15 protein-coding genes are annotated in these 14,100 nt (G+C 66.6%); 6 read left to right on the top strand and 9 right to left on the bottom strand.

What is annotated here, in order from left to right; translation table 11 throughout:
• Window positions 1-29: 29 nt before the first annotated feature.
• Entirely contained in the window at window positions 30-1,328 is a 1,299-nt protein-coding gene (locus KO490_RS02090; protein WP_216017723.1) for an alpha/beta fold hydrolase, read from the top strand.
• On the opposite strand, the gene KO490_RS02085 is transcribed toward KO490_RS02090, so the two are convergent.
• Complete coding sequence (locus KO490_RS02085; RefSeq protein ID WP_216017819.1) at window positions 1,297-1,659, bottom strand: TfoX/Sxy family protein; 363 nt, start codon at window positions 1,657-1,659, stop codon at window positions 1,297-1,299. The two genes, KO490_RS02090 and KO490_RS02085, sit on opposite strands and share 32 nt — an antisense overlap.
• Window positions 1,660-1,722: 63 nt before the next feature.
• Here KO490_RS02085 and miaB point away from each other — a divergent pair, with 63 nt between their 5' ends.
• On the top strand, window positions 1,723-3,057 hold the full coding sequence (gene miaB, locus KO490_RS02080; protein WP_216017722.1) for a tRNA (N6-isopentenyl adenosine(37)-C2)-methylthiotransferase MiaB: 1,335 nt from the start codon (window positions 1,723-1,725) through the stop codon (window positions 3,055-3,057).
• 249 nt (window positions 3,058-3,306) lie between these two features.
• The gene (locus tag KO490_RS02075; protein ID WP_216017721.1) at window positions 3,307-4,149 is read left to right on the top strand and encodes a universal stress protein; all 843 of its coding nucleotides are present in this window, start codon (window positions 3,307-3,309) and stop codon (window positions 4,147-4,149) included.
• Here the strand turns inward: KO490_RS02075 and queE are convergent.
• From queE to polA, 5 genes are all read right to left on the bottom strand, one after another.
• Window positions 4,146-4,853, bottom strand: coding sequence for a 7-carboxy-7-deazaguanine synthase QueE (gene queE / locus KO490_RS02070; RefSeq protein ID WP_216017720.1), 708 nt, complete (start codon window positions 4,851-4,853; stop codon window positions 4,146-4,148). The genes KO490_RS02075 and queE overlap by 4 nt on opposite strands.
• Window positions 4,850-5,203, bottom strand: a complete 354-nt coding sequence (gene queD, locus KO490_RS02065) for a 6-carboxytetrahydropterin synthase QueD (RefSeq protein ID WP_216017719.1) — start codon at window positions 5,201-5,203, stop codon at window positions 4,850-4,852. Before queD ends, queE begins: the two co-directional genes overlap by 4 nt.
• A complete protein-coding gene (gene queC, locus KO490_RS02060) occupies window positions 5,203-5,904 on the bottom strand; it encodes a 7-cyano-7-deazaguanine synthase QueC (protein ID WP_216017718.1) in 702 nt (233 codons plus the stop codon). The genes queD and queC overlap by 1 nt, the downstream gene beginning before the upstream one ends.
• Before the next feature lie 82 nt (window positions 5,905-5,986).
• Window positions 5,987-6,721 carry a transcriptional regulator FnrL gene (gene fnrL, locus KO490_RS02055; protein WP_216017717.1) on the bottom strand — a complete coding sequence of 245 codons (735 nt, stop codon included), beginning with the start codon at window positions 6,719-6,721 and terminating at the stop codon, window positions 5,987-5,989.
• A gap of 43 nt (window positions 6,722-6,764) precedes the next feature.
• Window positions 6,765-9,563, bottom strand: a complete 2,799-nt coding sequence (gene polA, locus KO490_RS02050) for a DNA polymerase I (RefSeq protein WP_216017716.1) — start codon at window positions 9,561-9,563, stop codon at window positions 6,765-6,767.
• 76 nt (window positions 9,564-9,639) lie between these two features.
• Between polA and KO490_RS02045 the strand changes: the two genes are divergently transcribed.
• Window positions 9,640-9,816, top strand: coding sequence for a DUF2256 domain-containing protein (locus KO490_RS02045; protein ID WP_216017715.1), 177 nt, complete (start codon window positions 9,640-9,642; stop codon window positions 9,814-9,816).
• Between the two features lie 36 nt (window positions 9,817-9,852).
• Here the strand turns inward: KO490_RS02045 and KO490_RS02040 are convergent, their stop codons facing one another.
• Window positions 9,853-10,035 (bottom strand): zinc-finger domain-containing protein, encoded by a 183-nt coding sequence (locus KO490_RS02040; RefSeq protein WP_216017818.1) that lies wholly within the window; start codon window positions 10,033-10,035, stop codon window positions 9,853-9,855.
• Between the two features lie 153 nt (window positions 10,036-10,188).
• Here KO490_RS02040 and KO490_RS02035 point away from each other — a divergent pair, with 153 nt between their 5' ends.
• On the top strand, window positions 10,189-11,112 hold the full coding sequence (locus KO490_RS02035; protein WP_216017714.1) for an ABC transporter ATP-binding protein: 924 nt from the start codon (window positions 10,189-10,191) through the stop codon (window positions 11,110-11,112).
• Between the two features lie 3 nt (window positions 11,113-11,115).
• Here the strand turns inward: KO490_RS02035 and KO490_RS02030 are convergent, their stop codons facing one another.
• Window positions 11,116-11,499 carry an HIT domain-containing protein gene (locus tag KO490_RS02030; protein ID WP_216017713.1) on the bottom strand — a complete coding sequence of 128 codons (384 nt, stop codon included), beginning with the start codon at window positions 11,497-11,499 and terminating at the stop codon, window positions 11,116-11,118.
• Between the two features lie 11 nt (window positions 11,500-11,510).
• On the bottom strand, window positions 11,511-13,088 hold the full coding sequence (locus tag KO490_RS02025; protein WP_216017712.1) for a DUF5928 domain-containing protein: 1,578 nt from the start codon (window positions 13,086-13,088) through the stop codon (window positions 11,511-11,513).
• Between the two features lie 170 nt (window positions 13,089-13,258).
• On the opposite strand from KO490_RS02025, the gene KO490_RS02020 reads away from it, so the two are divergent.
• Window positions 13,259-14,077, top strand: a complete 819-nt coding sequence (locus KO490_RS02020; RefSeq protein ID WP_216017711.1) for a sulfotransferase family protein — start codon at window positions 13,259-13,261, stop codon at window positions 14,075-14,077.
• The last annotated feature ends 23 nt before the right edge of the window (window positions 14,078-14,100 follow it).

Below are 14,100 nucleotides of genomic sequence, written 5' to 3'. Positions count from 1 at the left end.
CCCGACATCCCGGGGGAGAGAGGAATTCCATGCGACATCTGCACCTTGCCGCGGCTGCGGCGCTGATCGCGGCGGGGCCCGCGCTGGCCCAGAACCGCATCGACCTGATCCGGCCGGACGCCCCCGAGCTTGCGGCCCACGGGTCCGAACCGATAGGCGTCCGCAATATCGAGTTCACCGACCCGGACCGCATCGACGTCACCGTCACCACGGAAACCGGCACCGAGACGCGCGGCCCGCGCCGCCTGACCGCCGAGATCTGGTATCCCGCGGCCCAGGGCACCCAGACCGGCGGCACCTACACGACCCTGCTTCGCGACGGAGAGACCGAGGTCGCGCTGGCGGGCCGCGCCGCACGCGATGCGCAGGTGGCCGACGGGGAATACCCGCTGGTGATCCTGTCGCACGGGTATCCGGGCAACCGCATGCTGATGAGCCACCTGGCCGAGAACCTGGCCTCGAAGGGCTATGTCGTCGTTTCTGCCGATCACCCCGAAAGCACCTATGACGACATGGGGCTGTTCACCTCGACCCTGGTGAACCGCGCGGTGGACCAGCGCTTTCTTCTGGACAGCATGGCCGGGCTGGAGGGCGATCTGGGCGCGGCCACGGATGCCGACAACGCTGCCGTCATCGGCTATTCCATGGGCGGCTACGGTGCGCTGATCTTCGGCGGCGCTGGCCTGTCGAAAACCGCGGTCGAACGGGCCGAGCCGGAACGCTTCGTCCCGCCCAAGGGCCTGCTGGACCGGCTGGCCTCGGGCAGCGCGGAACATGACGCGCTGGTCGATCCGCGCATCAAGGCGGTCGTCGCGATCGCCCCTTGGGGCCGTCAGCACGAATTCTGGGACGCGGGCGGGCTGGCCAAGATCACCAAGCCGCTGATGCTGGTCGCGGGCAGCGACGACGACGTGTCGGTCTATGACGCGATCCGCGACATCTTCGCCCAGACGACCGGCACGACGCGCCATCTGCTGACCTTCGAATATGCCAACCACAACGCGGCGGCCCCGATGCCCGCCCCCGCCGAGGCATGGCAGATGTCCCAGAAGCTGGGCTGGGCGCCGTTCGAACATTACGCCGATCCGGTCTGGGACACGGTGCGGATGAACAACGTGCTGCAGCATTTCGCGACCGCGTTCCTCGACCTGCATCTGAAGGGCGATGCGGCGGCGGGCGAATACCTGGACCTGGTCCCGGATGCGGCCGATGGCGTCTGGTCTGCGGATGCCGAAGGCAATCCCGACGAGGCGAACACCTATTGGAAGGGCTTTGCCAACCGCACGGCCAAGGGCCTCAGTTTCGAGACCCGCGAGGCCGGGAAGTAGCCGTTCCGGGCGCGCGCAGTCCGATCGCATCCAGCGCGGCCTCGATCCCCGTCAGGGTCGGGGCGCGCGTTTCCGCGACCAGCCCGTCGAAACGGGCGCGCAGTTCGTCCTTCTCGGGGCCCTTGCAGTCGTTCCAGGGCCGTCCCTGCACCGCCATGCACAGGACATAGTAGCCGATGAAATGCGGACGTTCGCCCGATTGCAGCAATGCGCGATAGGCCTCGTGCGCGCCGATCCGGTGCAGGGTCTGCGCATCGGGGATGCCCGCAGCGACCAGGGCGCGCGCGGTGGCGGGCCCGATATTGCGGATCGTGGTCAGGTCGCTGTCCATCGCGTGACTTTCCAACTGTCGGGCATTGCTGTATCCCGGATCGGATTCCAAGGACAGCATGACATGACCCAGGACGCCACCGATCAGGCCGTGAAAAAGCTATTCATCAAGACCTATGGCTGCCAGATGAACGTCTATGACAGCCAGCGCATGGCCGAGACCATGGGCGCCGAAGGCTATGTCCTGACCGAGGACCAGGCCGAGGCCGACATGGTCCTGCTGAACACCTGCCATATCCGCGAGAAGGCGGCCGAGAAGCTCTATTCCGACCTGGGCCGCCTGCGCCCGCTGAAGGCCGGCAAGCCCGATCTGAAGATCGGCGTGGCGGGCTGCGTGGCCCAGGCCGAGGGCGAGGAGATCGTCCGCCGGATGCCGCTGGTCGATCTGGTCGTGGGTCCCCAGACCTATCACCGGCTGCCGCAGATGCTGCGCGGCGAGGCACCCCGCATCCTCACCGAGTTCCCCGAGGAGGACAAGTTCGACCACCTGCCCGAACGCCGTGCCACCCGGCGCGCGCCGGCGGCCTTCCTGACCGTCCAAGAGGGCTGCGACAAGTTCTGCGCCTTCTGCGTCGTGCCCTATACCCGCGGGGCCGAGGTCAGCCGTCCCGCGGAACGCATCCTGGCCGAGGCCCGCGATCTGGTCGCCCGCGGCGTCCGCGAGATCACGCTGCTGGGCCAGAACGTCAACGGCTGGCATGGACAGGGCGCGGATGGTCGCGAATGGGGCTTCGGTCGCCTGATCCGCGCGATTGCCGAAATCGACGGGCTGGACCGCATCCGCTATACCACCAGCCATCCCAACGACATGGCCCGCGACCTGATCGAGGCCCATCGCGACATTCCCGCGCTGATGCCCTATCTGCATCTGCCGCTGCAATCGGGCAGCGACCGGATCCTGAAGGCCATGAACCGCAAGCATACGGCGGAACAGTATCTGCGCCTGATCGACCGCATCAAGGACGCCCGCCCCGACATCCTGCTGACCAGCGACTTCATCGTGGGCTTCCCCGGAGAGACCGACGAGGATCATGCCCAGACCCTGCGGATGATCCGGCAGGTGGGCTTCGGCACGGCCTTCAGCTTCAAGTATTCGCCCCGTCCGGGCACGCCGGCGCATGGTCGGGCCACGCTGCCCGACGACGTGGTCGATGCCCGCCTGCAAGAGGTCCAGGCGCTGCTGCAGGACCAGCAGCAGGCGGTGCAGGATTCCATGGTCGGACGCACCCTGGGCGTGCTGTTCGAGAAGGCGGGCCGTCTTCCGGGGCAGATGGTGGGCAAGTCCGACTATCTTCATCCGGTCTTCGTCGAGGCACCGGATGCCCAACCGGGCGACCTGGTGCAGGTCCGCATCGTGGAGACCGCCAGGAACAGCCTGCGGGGCGAACTGGTCGCCTGAGGGCCGGATCGCCGGCCCCCTGCGGAACGCGCGAAGTGGACAGGGGGCCGACCCTCCGCGATGGCCGGTGGGCTTCGGACGGAAGACGGCGGGCGGGGCGCAAGGCCCGGCCCGGACCGCATCGCGATCCTAAGGCCACCCCGGCCCGGCACGCTTGATCTGGATCAACCGCCTGCCTTGATCCGTATCAATGCGCCGGACCGCCGCCCCTGCCATGCTGGTTCCATCAACGGAACAAGGAGCGTGGCAATGTCCTTCAAATCCATCCTGACCGTCCTCAGCGCCCCCCGGCAGGTGCCCCAGCTGGAACGCGCCGTCGCGCTGGCCCGCGCCGAAGATGCGCATCTGGAAATCCTGTGCCTGGGCGTCGACAACAGCCAGCCCGCCTATTTCTTTCCCGGCGGCACGGCATACGGCCTGCAAGAGGCCATCGCCGCCGCGACCGAGGATGCGAAGCTGCTGGATGCCAAGGTGACCGAGGCGATGGCCGGAACAGTCGGCCTGTGCTGGTCGTCCGAGGCGCTGGTCGCGCAATCGGGCGGGATCGCGGGGCTGGTCGGCATGCGCGCGCGCTTTGCGGATCTGACGGTCCTTGCCAGCCCCTATGCCGAGGGCCAGCCCGGCGAATCCGAGATGATCTGCGAGGCCGCGCTGTTCGAGGGCGCCTGCCCCGTCATGGTCCTGCCTGTGAACGCGCCCGCCCCCAGCCTGCCGCCGAAGAAGGTGCTGGTCGCGTGGAACCAGTCCGCCGAGGCGCTGGCCGCCATCCGTCGCGCGATGCCCCTGCTGCAGGCCGCCCGGTCGGTCGAGATCACCTGCATCGATCCGCAGCGCGCCGGGCCCGAACGGTCGGATCCGGGCGGTGCGCTGACCCAGATGCTGGTCCGCCACGGCATCAATGCCGAGATCGCGGTCCTTGCGCGCACCGCGCCCCGCATCAGCGACGAGATCAACCGCCGCGCGATCGAGATCGACGCCGATCTGGTGGTCATGGGCGCATATGGGCATTCGCGGCTGCGTCAGGCGATCCTGGGCGGGGCGACGCGCAACATGCTGGAACAGGCGGAACTGCCCGTCTTCATGGCGCGCTAGACCCCGCGCAGGTTCCCCCACAGCATCACGTGCAGCTGCGGCAGCAGGCGCGGGCGGAACCACCGATCGGCATTCACGCGGCCCACCAGCCACAAAAGCCTGTCGGCCACGTCCTGCGCCATCACCGGCACCTCGGGATCGACCTCGGGGTTGCCCGGCTGCAGATACAGCGGCAGGTCAGGATACCGATCCGCGAAATCGCGCGCCCAGGCGTAATCCGCATCGTCGAAGATCACGATCTTCAGCGACAGCGCCCCCGCCCCGCGTGCGGCAAGGCAGGCCTCGAAGGCTGCGATGTCGGGCACCTCGCCGCTGCTGGGGGGCTTGGGGCTGAGGACCAGCATGTCCAGATCCGCGAACCAGTCCCGCGCGATGGAGCCCTGCGTTTCCAGCGCGAAGCGATAGCCCCGCGCATGGCCCATGGCGATCAGCGGCCCGAAATCCTGGATCGCGGGGTTCCCGCCCGAGATCGAGACGGTCAGCGGCTGCCCGCCCGACAGATGCGCGACCCGGTCCCAGACCTTGGCCGTGTCCATCGCGGCCCAATCGGACCGGAAGCTGCTGTCCACCGCATGCATGCTGTCGCACCAGGAACAGCGGTAATCGCAGCCGCCCGCGCGCACGAAGACGGTAGGTTCGCCGATCAGGGCACCTTCGCCCTGGATCGTGGGGCCGAAGATCTCGGCGATGCGCAGGGTGGTCATGGGCGGTACTCGGCCCAGGTCTTGGGCGTTTCGCTGACGCGGACGGCGGCGGTCTCGGGCCAGCGCGCCCGGCACCAGTCGAAGAAATGGCGGGCCAGGTTCTCGGCGGTGGAGGATCCCTCGACCACGTCGTTCAGGTGCCGGTGATCGAAGCACGCGTCGATATGGTGCTTCAGATCGGCCAGCTCGTGGTAATCGCGCACGAAGCCGTCCGCGTTCAGCCGGTCCGATGCCAGCTCGACCACGACCACGTAATTGTGCCCGTGCAGCCTTGCGCATTGATGGTCGCCCGGCAGATGCGTCAGCTGATGCGAGGCGCTGAAGTGGAACTCCTTGGTGATCCGGTACATCACGCCCCCTCGTGGGCGGCGACGGCCTGCCGCCAATATTCGGGATCGGCATAGCTGGTGGGATCCAGGACGCCCGCCTTGTCGAAGGCCTCGCGGCGTTCCACGCAGGTCCCGCAGCGTCCGCAATGACGATCCCCGCCCTTGTAGCAGGACCAGGTCAGGGCAAAGGGCGTGCCCGCGCGCGCCCCAGCCGCCACGATATCTGCCTTCGAGGAATGGACGAAGGGCACGTGCAGCGCGACATCGGCATAGCCCTCCAGCGCAGCGCGCTGCATCGCCGCGAAGGCATCGGTGAAGCCCGGACGGCAATCGGGATAGATGAAGTGATCGCCACCATGGACCGCGGCGGCCACGTGATCGTCGCCATGGGACGCAGCAATCCCGAAGGCGATGGTCAGCATGATCGCGTTGCGGTTGGGAACGACGGTGACCTTCATGGTCTCCTCGGCGTAATGGCCGTCGGGAACGTCCAGATCGTCGGTCAGCGCCGAACCCTTCAGCGCGAAGCCCAGATCGGACAGGTCGATCAGGTGGAACGGCACCGACAGGCGGCGGGCGCAGGCCTGCGCGAAATCCACCTCCTTGCGGTGGCGCTGGCCGTAATCGAAGCTGACGATGCGGGACAGTTGGCCTTCCGAGGCCAGGACATGGGCAAGCGAAACGGAATCGAGCCCGCCGGAACAGACGAGAGTGGTCTTCATATGTGAACCCTTGTTTTTGTGACCCGGGTAGGCTGCGACCGGGAAGCGCCCGCATATCAGCAGGCGCGGAGGTTGTGAACCCTCATTGGCGGGCGGGGCGACGTTCGTCCCCGCATTCGGCCAGAAGCCGGGCCGGGTCGGGCACGGTCACGCCGCGCAGCCCGTCCAGCACGATCACCCCGTCGCGGCGCAGCGCGCCGACCTGCCGGCTGACGGTCTCGATGGTCAGGCCCAGGTAATCGCCCATCGCCTCGCGCGTCAGGGGCAGGTCCAGATGCAGCGGACCCGCCCCGCGCAGCCCGCCCTGCCGACGCGCGATCATCGCGATGAACGAGGCGATGCGTTCGCGCGCGGTCTTGCGACCCAGCAGCAGCATCCATTCGCGCGCCGCGTCCAGTTCGTCCAGCGTCATCTCCAGCAGGCGATGCGACAGGTGCGGCGTGGATTGCATCAGCCGGTCGAAGGGCTGGCGGCGAAAACAGCACAGCGTCACGTCGGTCGCGGCCGTCGCATGGCAGGGCGCGTTCTCGCGGCCCGGACGGCCCAGGAAATCGCTGGCCAGCAGCAGGCCGGTCATCTGCGTGCGCCCGTCTTCCAGCGTGCGGGTCAGCGCCACGACCCCGGACACGACCGAGGCCACGAAATCCATCCGGTCGCCTTCCCACAGGATGTGCTGACCGGCCTCGAAGCTGCGATAGAACTTGATCGCCTCCAGCTGGGCCAGTTCCTCGGCCTCGCAATGGGCGCAGACCGCCCGATGCCGGATCGGGCAGTCCTCGCATTTGCCGGTGCTGGTCGATGATGCGCGCGTTTCCATGGGCCCGATCATATGCCGGACCCCGGTTCCGCACAACGCGGCTTCAGTGGGCCTCGGCCCAGTTGTCGCCCTGCCCCGCATCCACGACCAGCGGCACCGACAGCTTGATGGCAGGCTCGGCCGCCCCCTCCATGATGCCGCGCGCCCGGGCGATGAGGTCGTCCACGGCATCCTCGCGCACCTCGAAGACCAGTTCGTCATGGACCTGCAGCAGCATCCGCGCGGGCAGGTCCGCGATGGCGGCCGGCATGCGGATCATCGCGCGGCGGATGATGTCGGCGGCGGCGCCCTGGATGGGCGCGTTGATCGCGGCGCGACGCGCGCCCCCTGCGGCGGGGCCGGACTGGTTGATGCCCGGCGTGTTGATCCGCCGCCCGAACAGGGTCCGCACGAAGCCGTCCTGCTTCGCATCGGCCACCGTCTTGTCCATATAGGCGCGGATCTCGGGGAAGCGCGCGAAATAGGTGTCGATGAACTCCTGCGCCTCGGCCCGCGGGATGCGCAGGTTGCGCGACAGCCCGAAACCCGAGATGCCGTAGATCACGCCGAAATTGATGGCCTTGGCCTGACGGCGGATCATCGGGTCCATGCCCTCGACCGGAACGCCGAACATCTGGCTGGCGGTCATGGCGTGAATGTCGATCCCCTCGCGGAAGGCCTGCTTCAGCGCCGGGATGTCGGCCACATGCGCAAGGATGCGCAGCTCGATCTGGCTGTAGTCCAGCGCGACCAGCCTGTAACCCTCGGGGGCGACGAAGGCCTGCCGGATGCGGCGACCTTCCTCGGTGCGGATGGGGATGTTCTGCAGGTTCGGCTCGCTGGATGCCAGTCGCCCGGTCTGCGCCCCCGTGATCGAGTAGCTGGTATGGACCCGCCCCGTTTCGGGGTTCACATAGGTCTGCAACGCATCGGTATAGGTCGATTTCAGCTTGCTGATCTGGCGCCAGTCCAGCACCCGCGCAGGCAGGTCGTGGCTGACGGCCAGATCCTCCAGCACGTCGGCGCTGGTGGAATAGGCGCCGGTCTTGCCCTGCTTGCCGCCCTCCATGCCCATCTTGCCGAACAGGATCTCTCCCAGCTGCTTGGGGCTGCCGATGTTGAAGGTCTCGCCCGCCAGGCCGTGGATCTCGTCCTCGAGCTGGGCCATCTTCTGGGCGAAGGCGTTCGACATGCGGGCCAGAACCTCGGTGTCGATGCGGATGCCCGCCATCTCCATCGCGGCAAGGACGGGGATCATCGGCGCTTCCAGCCGGTGATAGCCGGTCGCCACGCCTTCCGCAGGCAGCAGCGGCGCGAAATGACGATAGAGCCGCAGCGTCACGTCCGCATCCTCGGCCGCATAGGGGGCGGCCTTGTCGATGGCGACCTGCGCGAAGGTGATCTGCGACTTGCCCGACCCGATCAGGTCCTTGATCGGGATGCACTTGTGGCCGAGATAACGCTCGGCCAGCTCGTCCATGCCGTGGTTGTGCGTGCCCGCGTTCAGCGCATAGGACATCAGCATCGTGTCGGCCAGGGGCGCCATGTCGATGCCCAGCCGCGACAGGATCTTCCAGTCGTATTTCATGTTCTGCCCGATCTTCAGGATCGAGGCATCCTCCAGCACGGGGCGCAGCGCATCCAGCACGGCGCGGGCGTCCAGCTGACCCGCGACGCGTTCCGCACCGCCAAACAGCCCGCCGCTCTCGCCCTCGACATGGCCCAGGGGGACATAGCACGCCTCGCCCGGCGCGACCGCCAGCGAGATGCCGACCAGATCGGCGCGCATCTCGTCCAGGCCCGTCGTCTCGGTATCCAGCGCGACCTCGCCCAGGTCGCGGATGCGGTCGATCCAGACCTGCAGGCGGTCCATGTCGGTGACCGTCTCGTAGGTGGCGGTGTCGATCGCGGGCATCTCGGGGGCTGCAGGGGCATCCGGCACGGCGGGTGCCTGGATGGCGGGGGCCTCGGCGCCCAGTCTCTCGGCCACGCGGGTGGTCAGGGTGCGGAACTCCATCTCGGTCAGGAAGCCCAGCAGATCGTCCGCCACGGGGTCGTTGACCGCAAGGCTTTCCAGCGTGAAGTCCAGCGGCGTGTCGCAATCCAGCTGCACGAGGCGCTTGCTGATGCGGATCTGTTCGGCATGGTCGATCAGCGTCTGACGGCGCTTGGGCTGCTTGATCTCGGATGCCCGGTCCAGCAGCGATTCCAGATCGCCGTATTCCTGGATCAGAAGGGCCGCGGTCTTGATCCCGATGCCCGGCGCGCCCGGCACGTTGTCCACCGCATCGCCCGCCAGCGCCTGCACGTCGACGACCCGGTCGGGGCCGACGCCGAACTTCTCGAACACCTCGTCGGGGCCGAGCGTCTTGTTCTTGATGGGGTCCAGCATCTCGACCCCGTCGCCCACCAGCTGCATCAGGTCCTTGTCGCTGCTGATGATGGTGACCGCACCGCCCGCATCGCGCGCCTTGCAGGCCAGCGCCGCGATGATGTCGTCGGCCTCGTAGCCCTCGGTCTCAATGCAGGCGATGTTGAAGGCCCGCGTCGCATCGCGGGTCAGCGGGAATTGCGGGCGCAGATCCTCGGGCGGGGGCGGACGGTTCGCCTTGTAGTCGGGGAATATCTCGTTGCGGAACGTCTTCGCGGAATGGTCGAAGATCACCGCCGCATGGGTGGGCGCATCGCTGCCGCCACTGTCCTGGACATATTTCCACAGCATGTTGCAGAAGCCCGCCACCGCGCCGACGGGCAGCCCGTCCGATTTCCGCGTCAGCGGCGGAAGCGCGTGATAGGCGCGGAAGATGAAGGCCGATCCGTCGATCAGATGCAGATGGCAGCCCTTGCCGAATGCGTCGTCCATGCTCACCTTCCTTGCTTGTCCAGGCCCGCCTTTTGCCACGGGCGGGGCCGATCTTCCAGCCGCGGAAAGGATGGGAATGGCAAAGATGCGCCGCAAGGGCGACCTGCCGCAGAAGCCCTGCGCCCAGTGCGGACGGCCCTTCGCATGGCGCCGGAAATGGGCGCGCGACTGGGACGCCGTGCGCTACTGCTCGGATCGCTGCCGGGGCGATGCGCGTCGGGGCGCGAAGGGTGGCGCAGCCACCCCGCCCTGACGGCCCCCTCGATGGGGGATGGCAGGGCGTGCCGTCTCAGTGATCGCCACCCGCATGGGCGCGGTCGATCACGAAACGCTTGTCGCAATACCCGCAATCGACAAATCCCGTATCGGGCGAGATCGCCAGCCAGACGCGCGGATGCCCCATCCCGGCCGCATCGTCGCCATCGCAGGCGATCCGCCATTTCGTGACGGTGACCGTCTCGGGCGCCGGCATCCGCGTGGCCTCGGGACCGGTCTCGGTCGACAGCGGGTTCTCGGGGATCACTTCCTTGGTCATGGCTGGCCTTCTTGTGGCGGCTTGCATCATCTGGTCTAAACCCGTTTACGCAGCGCCGCCTTCCTTCGCAAGCATTGCAGGACACGCCCCATGACCCATGCCATCGAAATCGCGGGCCTCCGCAAGACCTATGCCCCGCAGGGCAACGCCCCCGCCAAGGAGGCGCTGAAGGGGATCGACCTGACCATCCCCGCGGGCAGCATCTTCGGGCTTCTGGGTCCGAACGGCGCCGGCAAGTCCACGATGATCAACATCCTCGCGGGGCTGGTGAACAAGACGGCGGGCAAGGTAACCATCTGGGGCTTCGACCAGGACGTGAACCCGCGCCAGTCGCGCGCCGCGATCGGCGTCATGCCGCAGGAACTGAATGTCGATCCCTTCTTCACCCCCCGCGCCAGCCTCGAGGTGCAGGCGGGCCTTTACGGCGTGCCGAAATCCGAACGCTGGACCGACGAGCTTCTGGAACTGGTGGGGCTGACCGATCAGGCCAACGCCTATGCCCGCACGCTGTCAGGCGGCATGCGCAGGCGACTGCTTCTGGCCAAGGCGCTGGTCCACCGTCCCCAGATCCTGGTGCTGGACGAACCGACCGCGGGCGTGGACATCACGCTGCGCGAGATGCTGTGGAACAATGTCCGCAAGCTGAACGAGGCGGGCATGACCATCATCCTGACGACCCACTACCTCGAAGAGGCCGAGCAGATGTGCGACGAGATCGCGATCATCAATCACGGCCAGCTTGTCGTGCGCCAGGATACCCGCAGCCTCCTGTCCCAGAGCGATGCGAAGACGCTGGTGCTGGACACGGGCGGCGCGACCGCGATCCCCGCCCTGCCCGAAGGCGCCCGCGCCGAGATCCGCCCCGACGGGCGCATGGCGATCACCTATCCGCCCTCGCGCCTGCGCGCCGATCAGATCATCGACGCGCTGCGGGCAGGCGCGCTGCCCATCGTCGATGTCGCGACGGAACAGCCCGACCTGGAGGATGTCTTCGTCCGCATGACCCGCGGCTGAGGATCAGTCGCGCAGGCTGACCATCGGCCCCATCATCCGCCCGCCCATGATGTGCAGGTGGAAATGCGGAACCTCCTGCACGCCGTGGGGCCCGGCATTCGTGATCGCGCGGAAGCCTTCGCCGCCATCGCCGATCCCATGCCCTTCCGCCGCAACCACCTGGGCGCAGAGCCGCATGAAGCCCGCGATCTCGGCATCGGTCGCATTCGCGCTGAAATCGTCGAAGCTGACATACTTGCCCTTGGGGATCACCAGCACATGGCTGGGCGCCTTGGGCGAGATGTCGCGAAAGGCCAGGGCGTGATCGTTCTCGGCCACGGTGTCGTTCGGAATCTCTCCGCGCAGGATCTTGGCGAAGATGTTGGCGTCGTCATAGGCGAAGGGCATGTCGTTCTCTCTCAATCGGCAAAAAGATGCGGGGTTGCCACCAGGTCTCGGGCGCGATCGTCGGTCACGCCCAGGAAATTTGCCAGCGCCACGGTATTGCGATCGTCATCCGCATGCTGGGACATGGTGAAGAAATGCGCGAAGCCCGCCTCGCGCAGGCGGTCGGCCTCATGTTCCAGATCGTTTCGGACCACGGGCAGAAGGCGCTGGAACAGGTCGTCGGGCGCGCCCGGGGATACCAGGCCGACCCGCCCCATATGGCCGCGGACGTAATCCGCATCCAGTTCGGTCTCGATGAACAGCACCCGCGTTTCGGAACGGTCGTTGTCGAAATCCTTGATCAGGCTTACCGCCGAAGGATCTGCGCAGAAGACCAGGCGGTCCGTCCCGAACTGGTCGAACAGCAGCTTGACCAGCGCGCGCCTGTGGCGTTCGCGCTTGCCGACCGAGGATGCGACGCCGCCCATCTCGGGCAGGTTGGCCTGCAATTCGTTGAAGATGTAATCGACCGCCGGGATGTCGGTATGGCGGCGGATCGCCTCGGTCAGGCGCTTCGCTACATGCCATTTCTTGGCGACGATCACATGCACGCGGCGTCGCCGCCCAAGGCTGGCATCCGCCTCCCAGAAGCGCGGGGCGAAGCGGCGGCCGATACGGCCCCGCCCCGTCAGGAACGAGAACAGCCTCCGCCCCTCGGCGGCGATGGGAAAATCCAGCCCCTCGGTCTGCCACAGCGCACCCAGCCTTTCGCGCAGCTCCAGCGCCTCGGGGCTGATCTTGCGCGCGAACAGATAGTCCTGCCGCAGCAGCAGATCGTAATGGTCGTTGTAGAATGTGACCGGCATCCCGTAATCGCTGAAGATCAGAAAGGTCAGCGTGCGTGCGTGGATCTCTTTCTTGGGGACCACATGGGCCACCAGGGTCTGGAAGAAGGTCTCGTCCGGGATCCAGGTCGTGGCGAAGAAGCGCGGGATCTCGGGGCGCTGACGGATCAGCTCCAGCACCTTCTCGACCGTCTGGCGGCGCAGGCACCACCATTGCGATCCGATCATGATGGGCAGATCCTCGGGCAGGTCGCGTTCCAGCCCCAGCCGCCGCTGCAGGTTCAACGATGCGTAGAACAGCCGCTTGCGCGTGCGTTCGTTGAAGACGTGGCGATAGATCAGCCGCTCTTCCTTGATGCCGGTCTTGATCCAGTCGCTGGCGAAGAAATCGAAGCATTCGATGTAATCGCGATCCTGCGCATCCAGGAATTCGCGCGCGTATTGCGCCGACTTGATCGGCATGCAGTCGCCCGACAGCATGTAGAAATGGGTGGCGTGGGGAAAGAGCCGCTCGGCCTCGCGCAGGGCTTCCAGCGTGGCGGCGACCAGCGACCATTCCCCCCAGCCGCATCTGCGACGGCGCGGCGCGAATGCCACCCCCGGATGATCCCCAAGCGCGTCCCGGATCTGCCGGAACATCGCCGCGGGCGCGCCCCGGTCGAAATGGATCGACACGTAATCCCCTGTCGCGGTCAACCTGCGGGCCTGGTCGATGACCCCCTGCGGGTCCTTGTGCGCAAGCAAGATGAAGGCGATCCGGGCCATGAAGCTGTTGCGCGTCCTTCCGCTGGTCGATTGCAATTCGAGGATGGGCGTTGATAATGTCGTCCGGCTTTGCTTTCTGTGTGTAGCGATTTCTGTCGCCCGAACAAGAAGCAGGCCCTCGCAATCTCCGGTTGCCCCGCGGCACTGCAACAACACGAGGTAGAGCGGCCATGGGGTTTCCCGGCGTCTGGATGACGGAAAGCGAAAGCATCATCTATCGGGTGGTCCCCAAATGCGCCTGCTCGACCATCGGTCAGGTGATGTTCCATTCGGATCACGGGCGCTTCTTCGACGGGGACATCCACGATTCCACCGAAGGGCTGCACAAATGGTCCCAGGACCACAGCCAGCCCCTGATCGAGAAGGGCGTCCATGACCGCAAGGCCGTCACCTTCACCTGCGTCAGGAACCCCTATAACCGCATCCTGTCCTCCTTCTTCGACAAGATCGCGGGCATCCAGCGCAACGGGCGGCGGTATCGGGGCAACCTGGTGCCGCAGCTTATCCAGCGCTATGGCATCGATGTCGGATCGCCCGAGAACGATTTCCAGTTCGACCAGGTGGCCAGCTTCCGCCGCTTTCTGCTGTTCGCGCGCGATACCATCCGTTTCCGCAAGCCGATGGAGCCGGACATCCACTGGTCGGCCATGTCGGGGCATGTCTCGACCTTCATCGTGAATGGCGGGCGCTACGACCAGATCTTCTTCACCGAGACGTTCGACCAGGGCATGCAGAAGGTCCTCGATGCCGCCGACACACCGGTGCGGATCAAGCTGGAAGACGTGCCGCGCTTCAACGAATCCGAGGGGCACGGCCCCAGGCGCGCCCACAAGGTGAGCGAATATTTCGACGACCTGTCGCGGCACCTGGTCTGGGAAATCTACAAGAGCGATTTCGAGCTGTTCCGCTATGATTTCGACGACCCGGACAACAAGATGCCCCTGGGCGAGGTCGATCTGGACGAGGTTCACGCCAAGTTGGGTCGCTGATCCGCACATGAAAAAGGCGCCCC

It is taken from the genome of Paracoccus sp. C2R09, assembly GCF_018860625.1.
GTDB lineage: Bacteria > Pseudomonadota > Alphaproteobacteria > Rhodobacterales > Rhodobacteraceae > Paracoccus.
The sequence above is the reverse complement of the archived record's forward strand: the minus strand, read 5'-3'. Positions and strand labels throughout refer to the sequence as shown.

What these genes read in the sequence shown, in the direction of transcription:
- KO490_RS02090 (WP_216017723.1), top strand. Translation starts at nt 30, where the DNA reads ATGCGACATCTGCACCTTGCCGCGGCTGCGGCGCTGATCGCGGCGGGG.
- KO490_RS02085 (WP_216017819.1), bottom strand. Translation starts at nt 1,659, where the DNA reads ATGGACAGCGACCTGACCACGATCCGCAATATCGGGCCCGCCACCGCG.
- miaB (WP_216017722.1), top strand. Translation starts at nt 1,723, where the DNA reads ATGACCCAGGACGCCACCGATCAGGCCGTGAAAAAGCTATTCATCAAG.
- KO490_RS02075 (WP_216017721.1), top strand. Translation starts at nt 3,307, where the DNA reads ATGTCCTTCAAATCCATCCTGACCGTCCTCAGCGCCCCCCGGCAGGTG.
- queE (WP_216017720.1), bottom strand. Translation starts at nt 4,853, where the DNA reads ATGACCACCCTGCGCATCGCCGAGATCTTCGGCCCCACGATCCAGGGC.
- queD (WP_216017719.1), bottom strand. Translation starts at nt 5,203, where the DNA reads ATGTACCGGATCACCAAGGAGTTCCACTTCAGCGCCTCGCATCAGCTG.
- queC (WP_216017718.1), bottom strand. Translation starts at nt 5,904, where the DNA reads ATGAAGACCACTCTCGTCTGTTCCGGCGGGCTCGATTCCGTTTCGCTT.
- fnrL (WP_216017717.1), bottom strand. Translation starts at nt 6,721, where the DNA reads ATGGAAACGCGCGCATCATCGACCAGCACCGGCAAATGCGAGGACTGC.
- polA (WP_216017716.1), bottom strand. Translation starts at nt 9,563, where the DNA reads ATGGACGACGCATTCGGCAAGGGCTGCCATCTGCATCTGATCGACGGA.
- KO490_RS02045 (WP_216017715.1), top strand. Translation starts at nt 9,640, where the DNA reads ATGGCAAAGATGCGCCGCAAGGGCGACCTGCCGCAGAAGCCCTGCGCC.
- KO490_RS02040 (WP_216017818.1), bottom strand. Translation starts at nt 10,035, where the DNA reads ATGCCGGCGCCCGAGACGGTCACCGTCACGAAATGGCGGATCGCCTGC.
- KO490_RS02035 (WP_216017714.1), top strand. Translation starts at nt 10,189, where the DNA reads ATGACCCATGCCATCGAAATCGCGGGCCTCCGCAAGACCTATGCCCCG.
- KO490_RS02030 (WP_216017713.1), bottom strand. Translation starts at nt 11,499, where the DNA reads ATGCCCTTCGCCTATGACGACGCCAACATCTTCGCCAAGATCCTGCGC.
- KO490_RS02025 (WP_216017712.1), bottom strand. Translation starts at nt 13,088, where the DNA reads ATGGCCCGGATCGCCTTCATCTTGCTTGCGCACAAGGACCCGCAGGGG.
- KO490_RS02020 (WP_216017711.1), top strand. Translation starts at nt 13,259, where the DNA reads ATGGGGTTTCCCGGCGTCTGGATGACGGAAAGCGAAAGCATCATCTAT.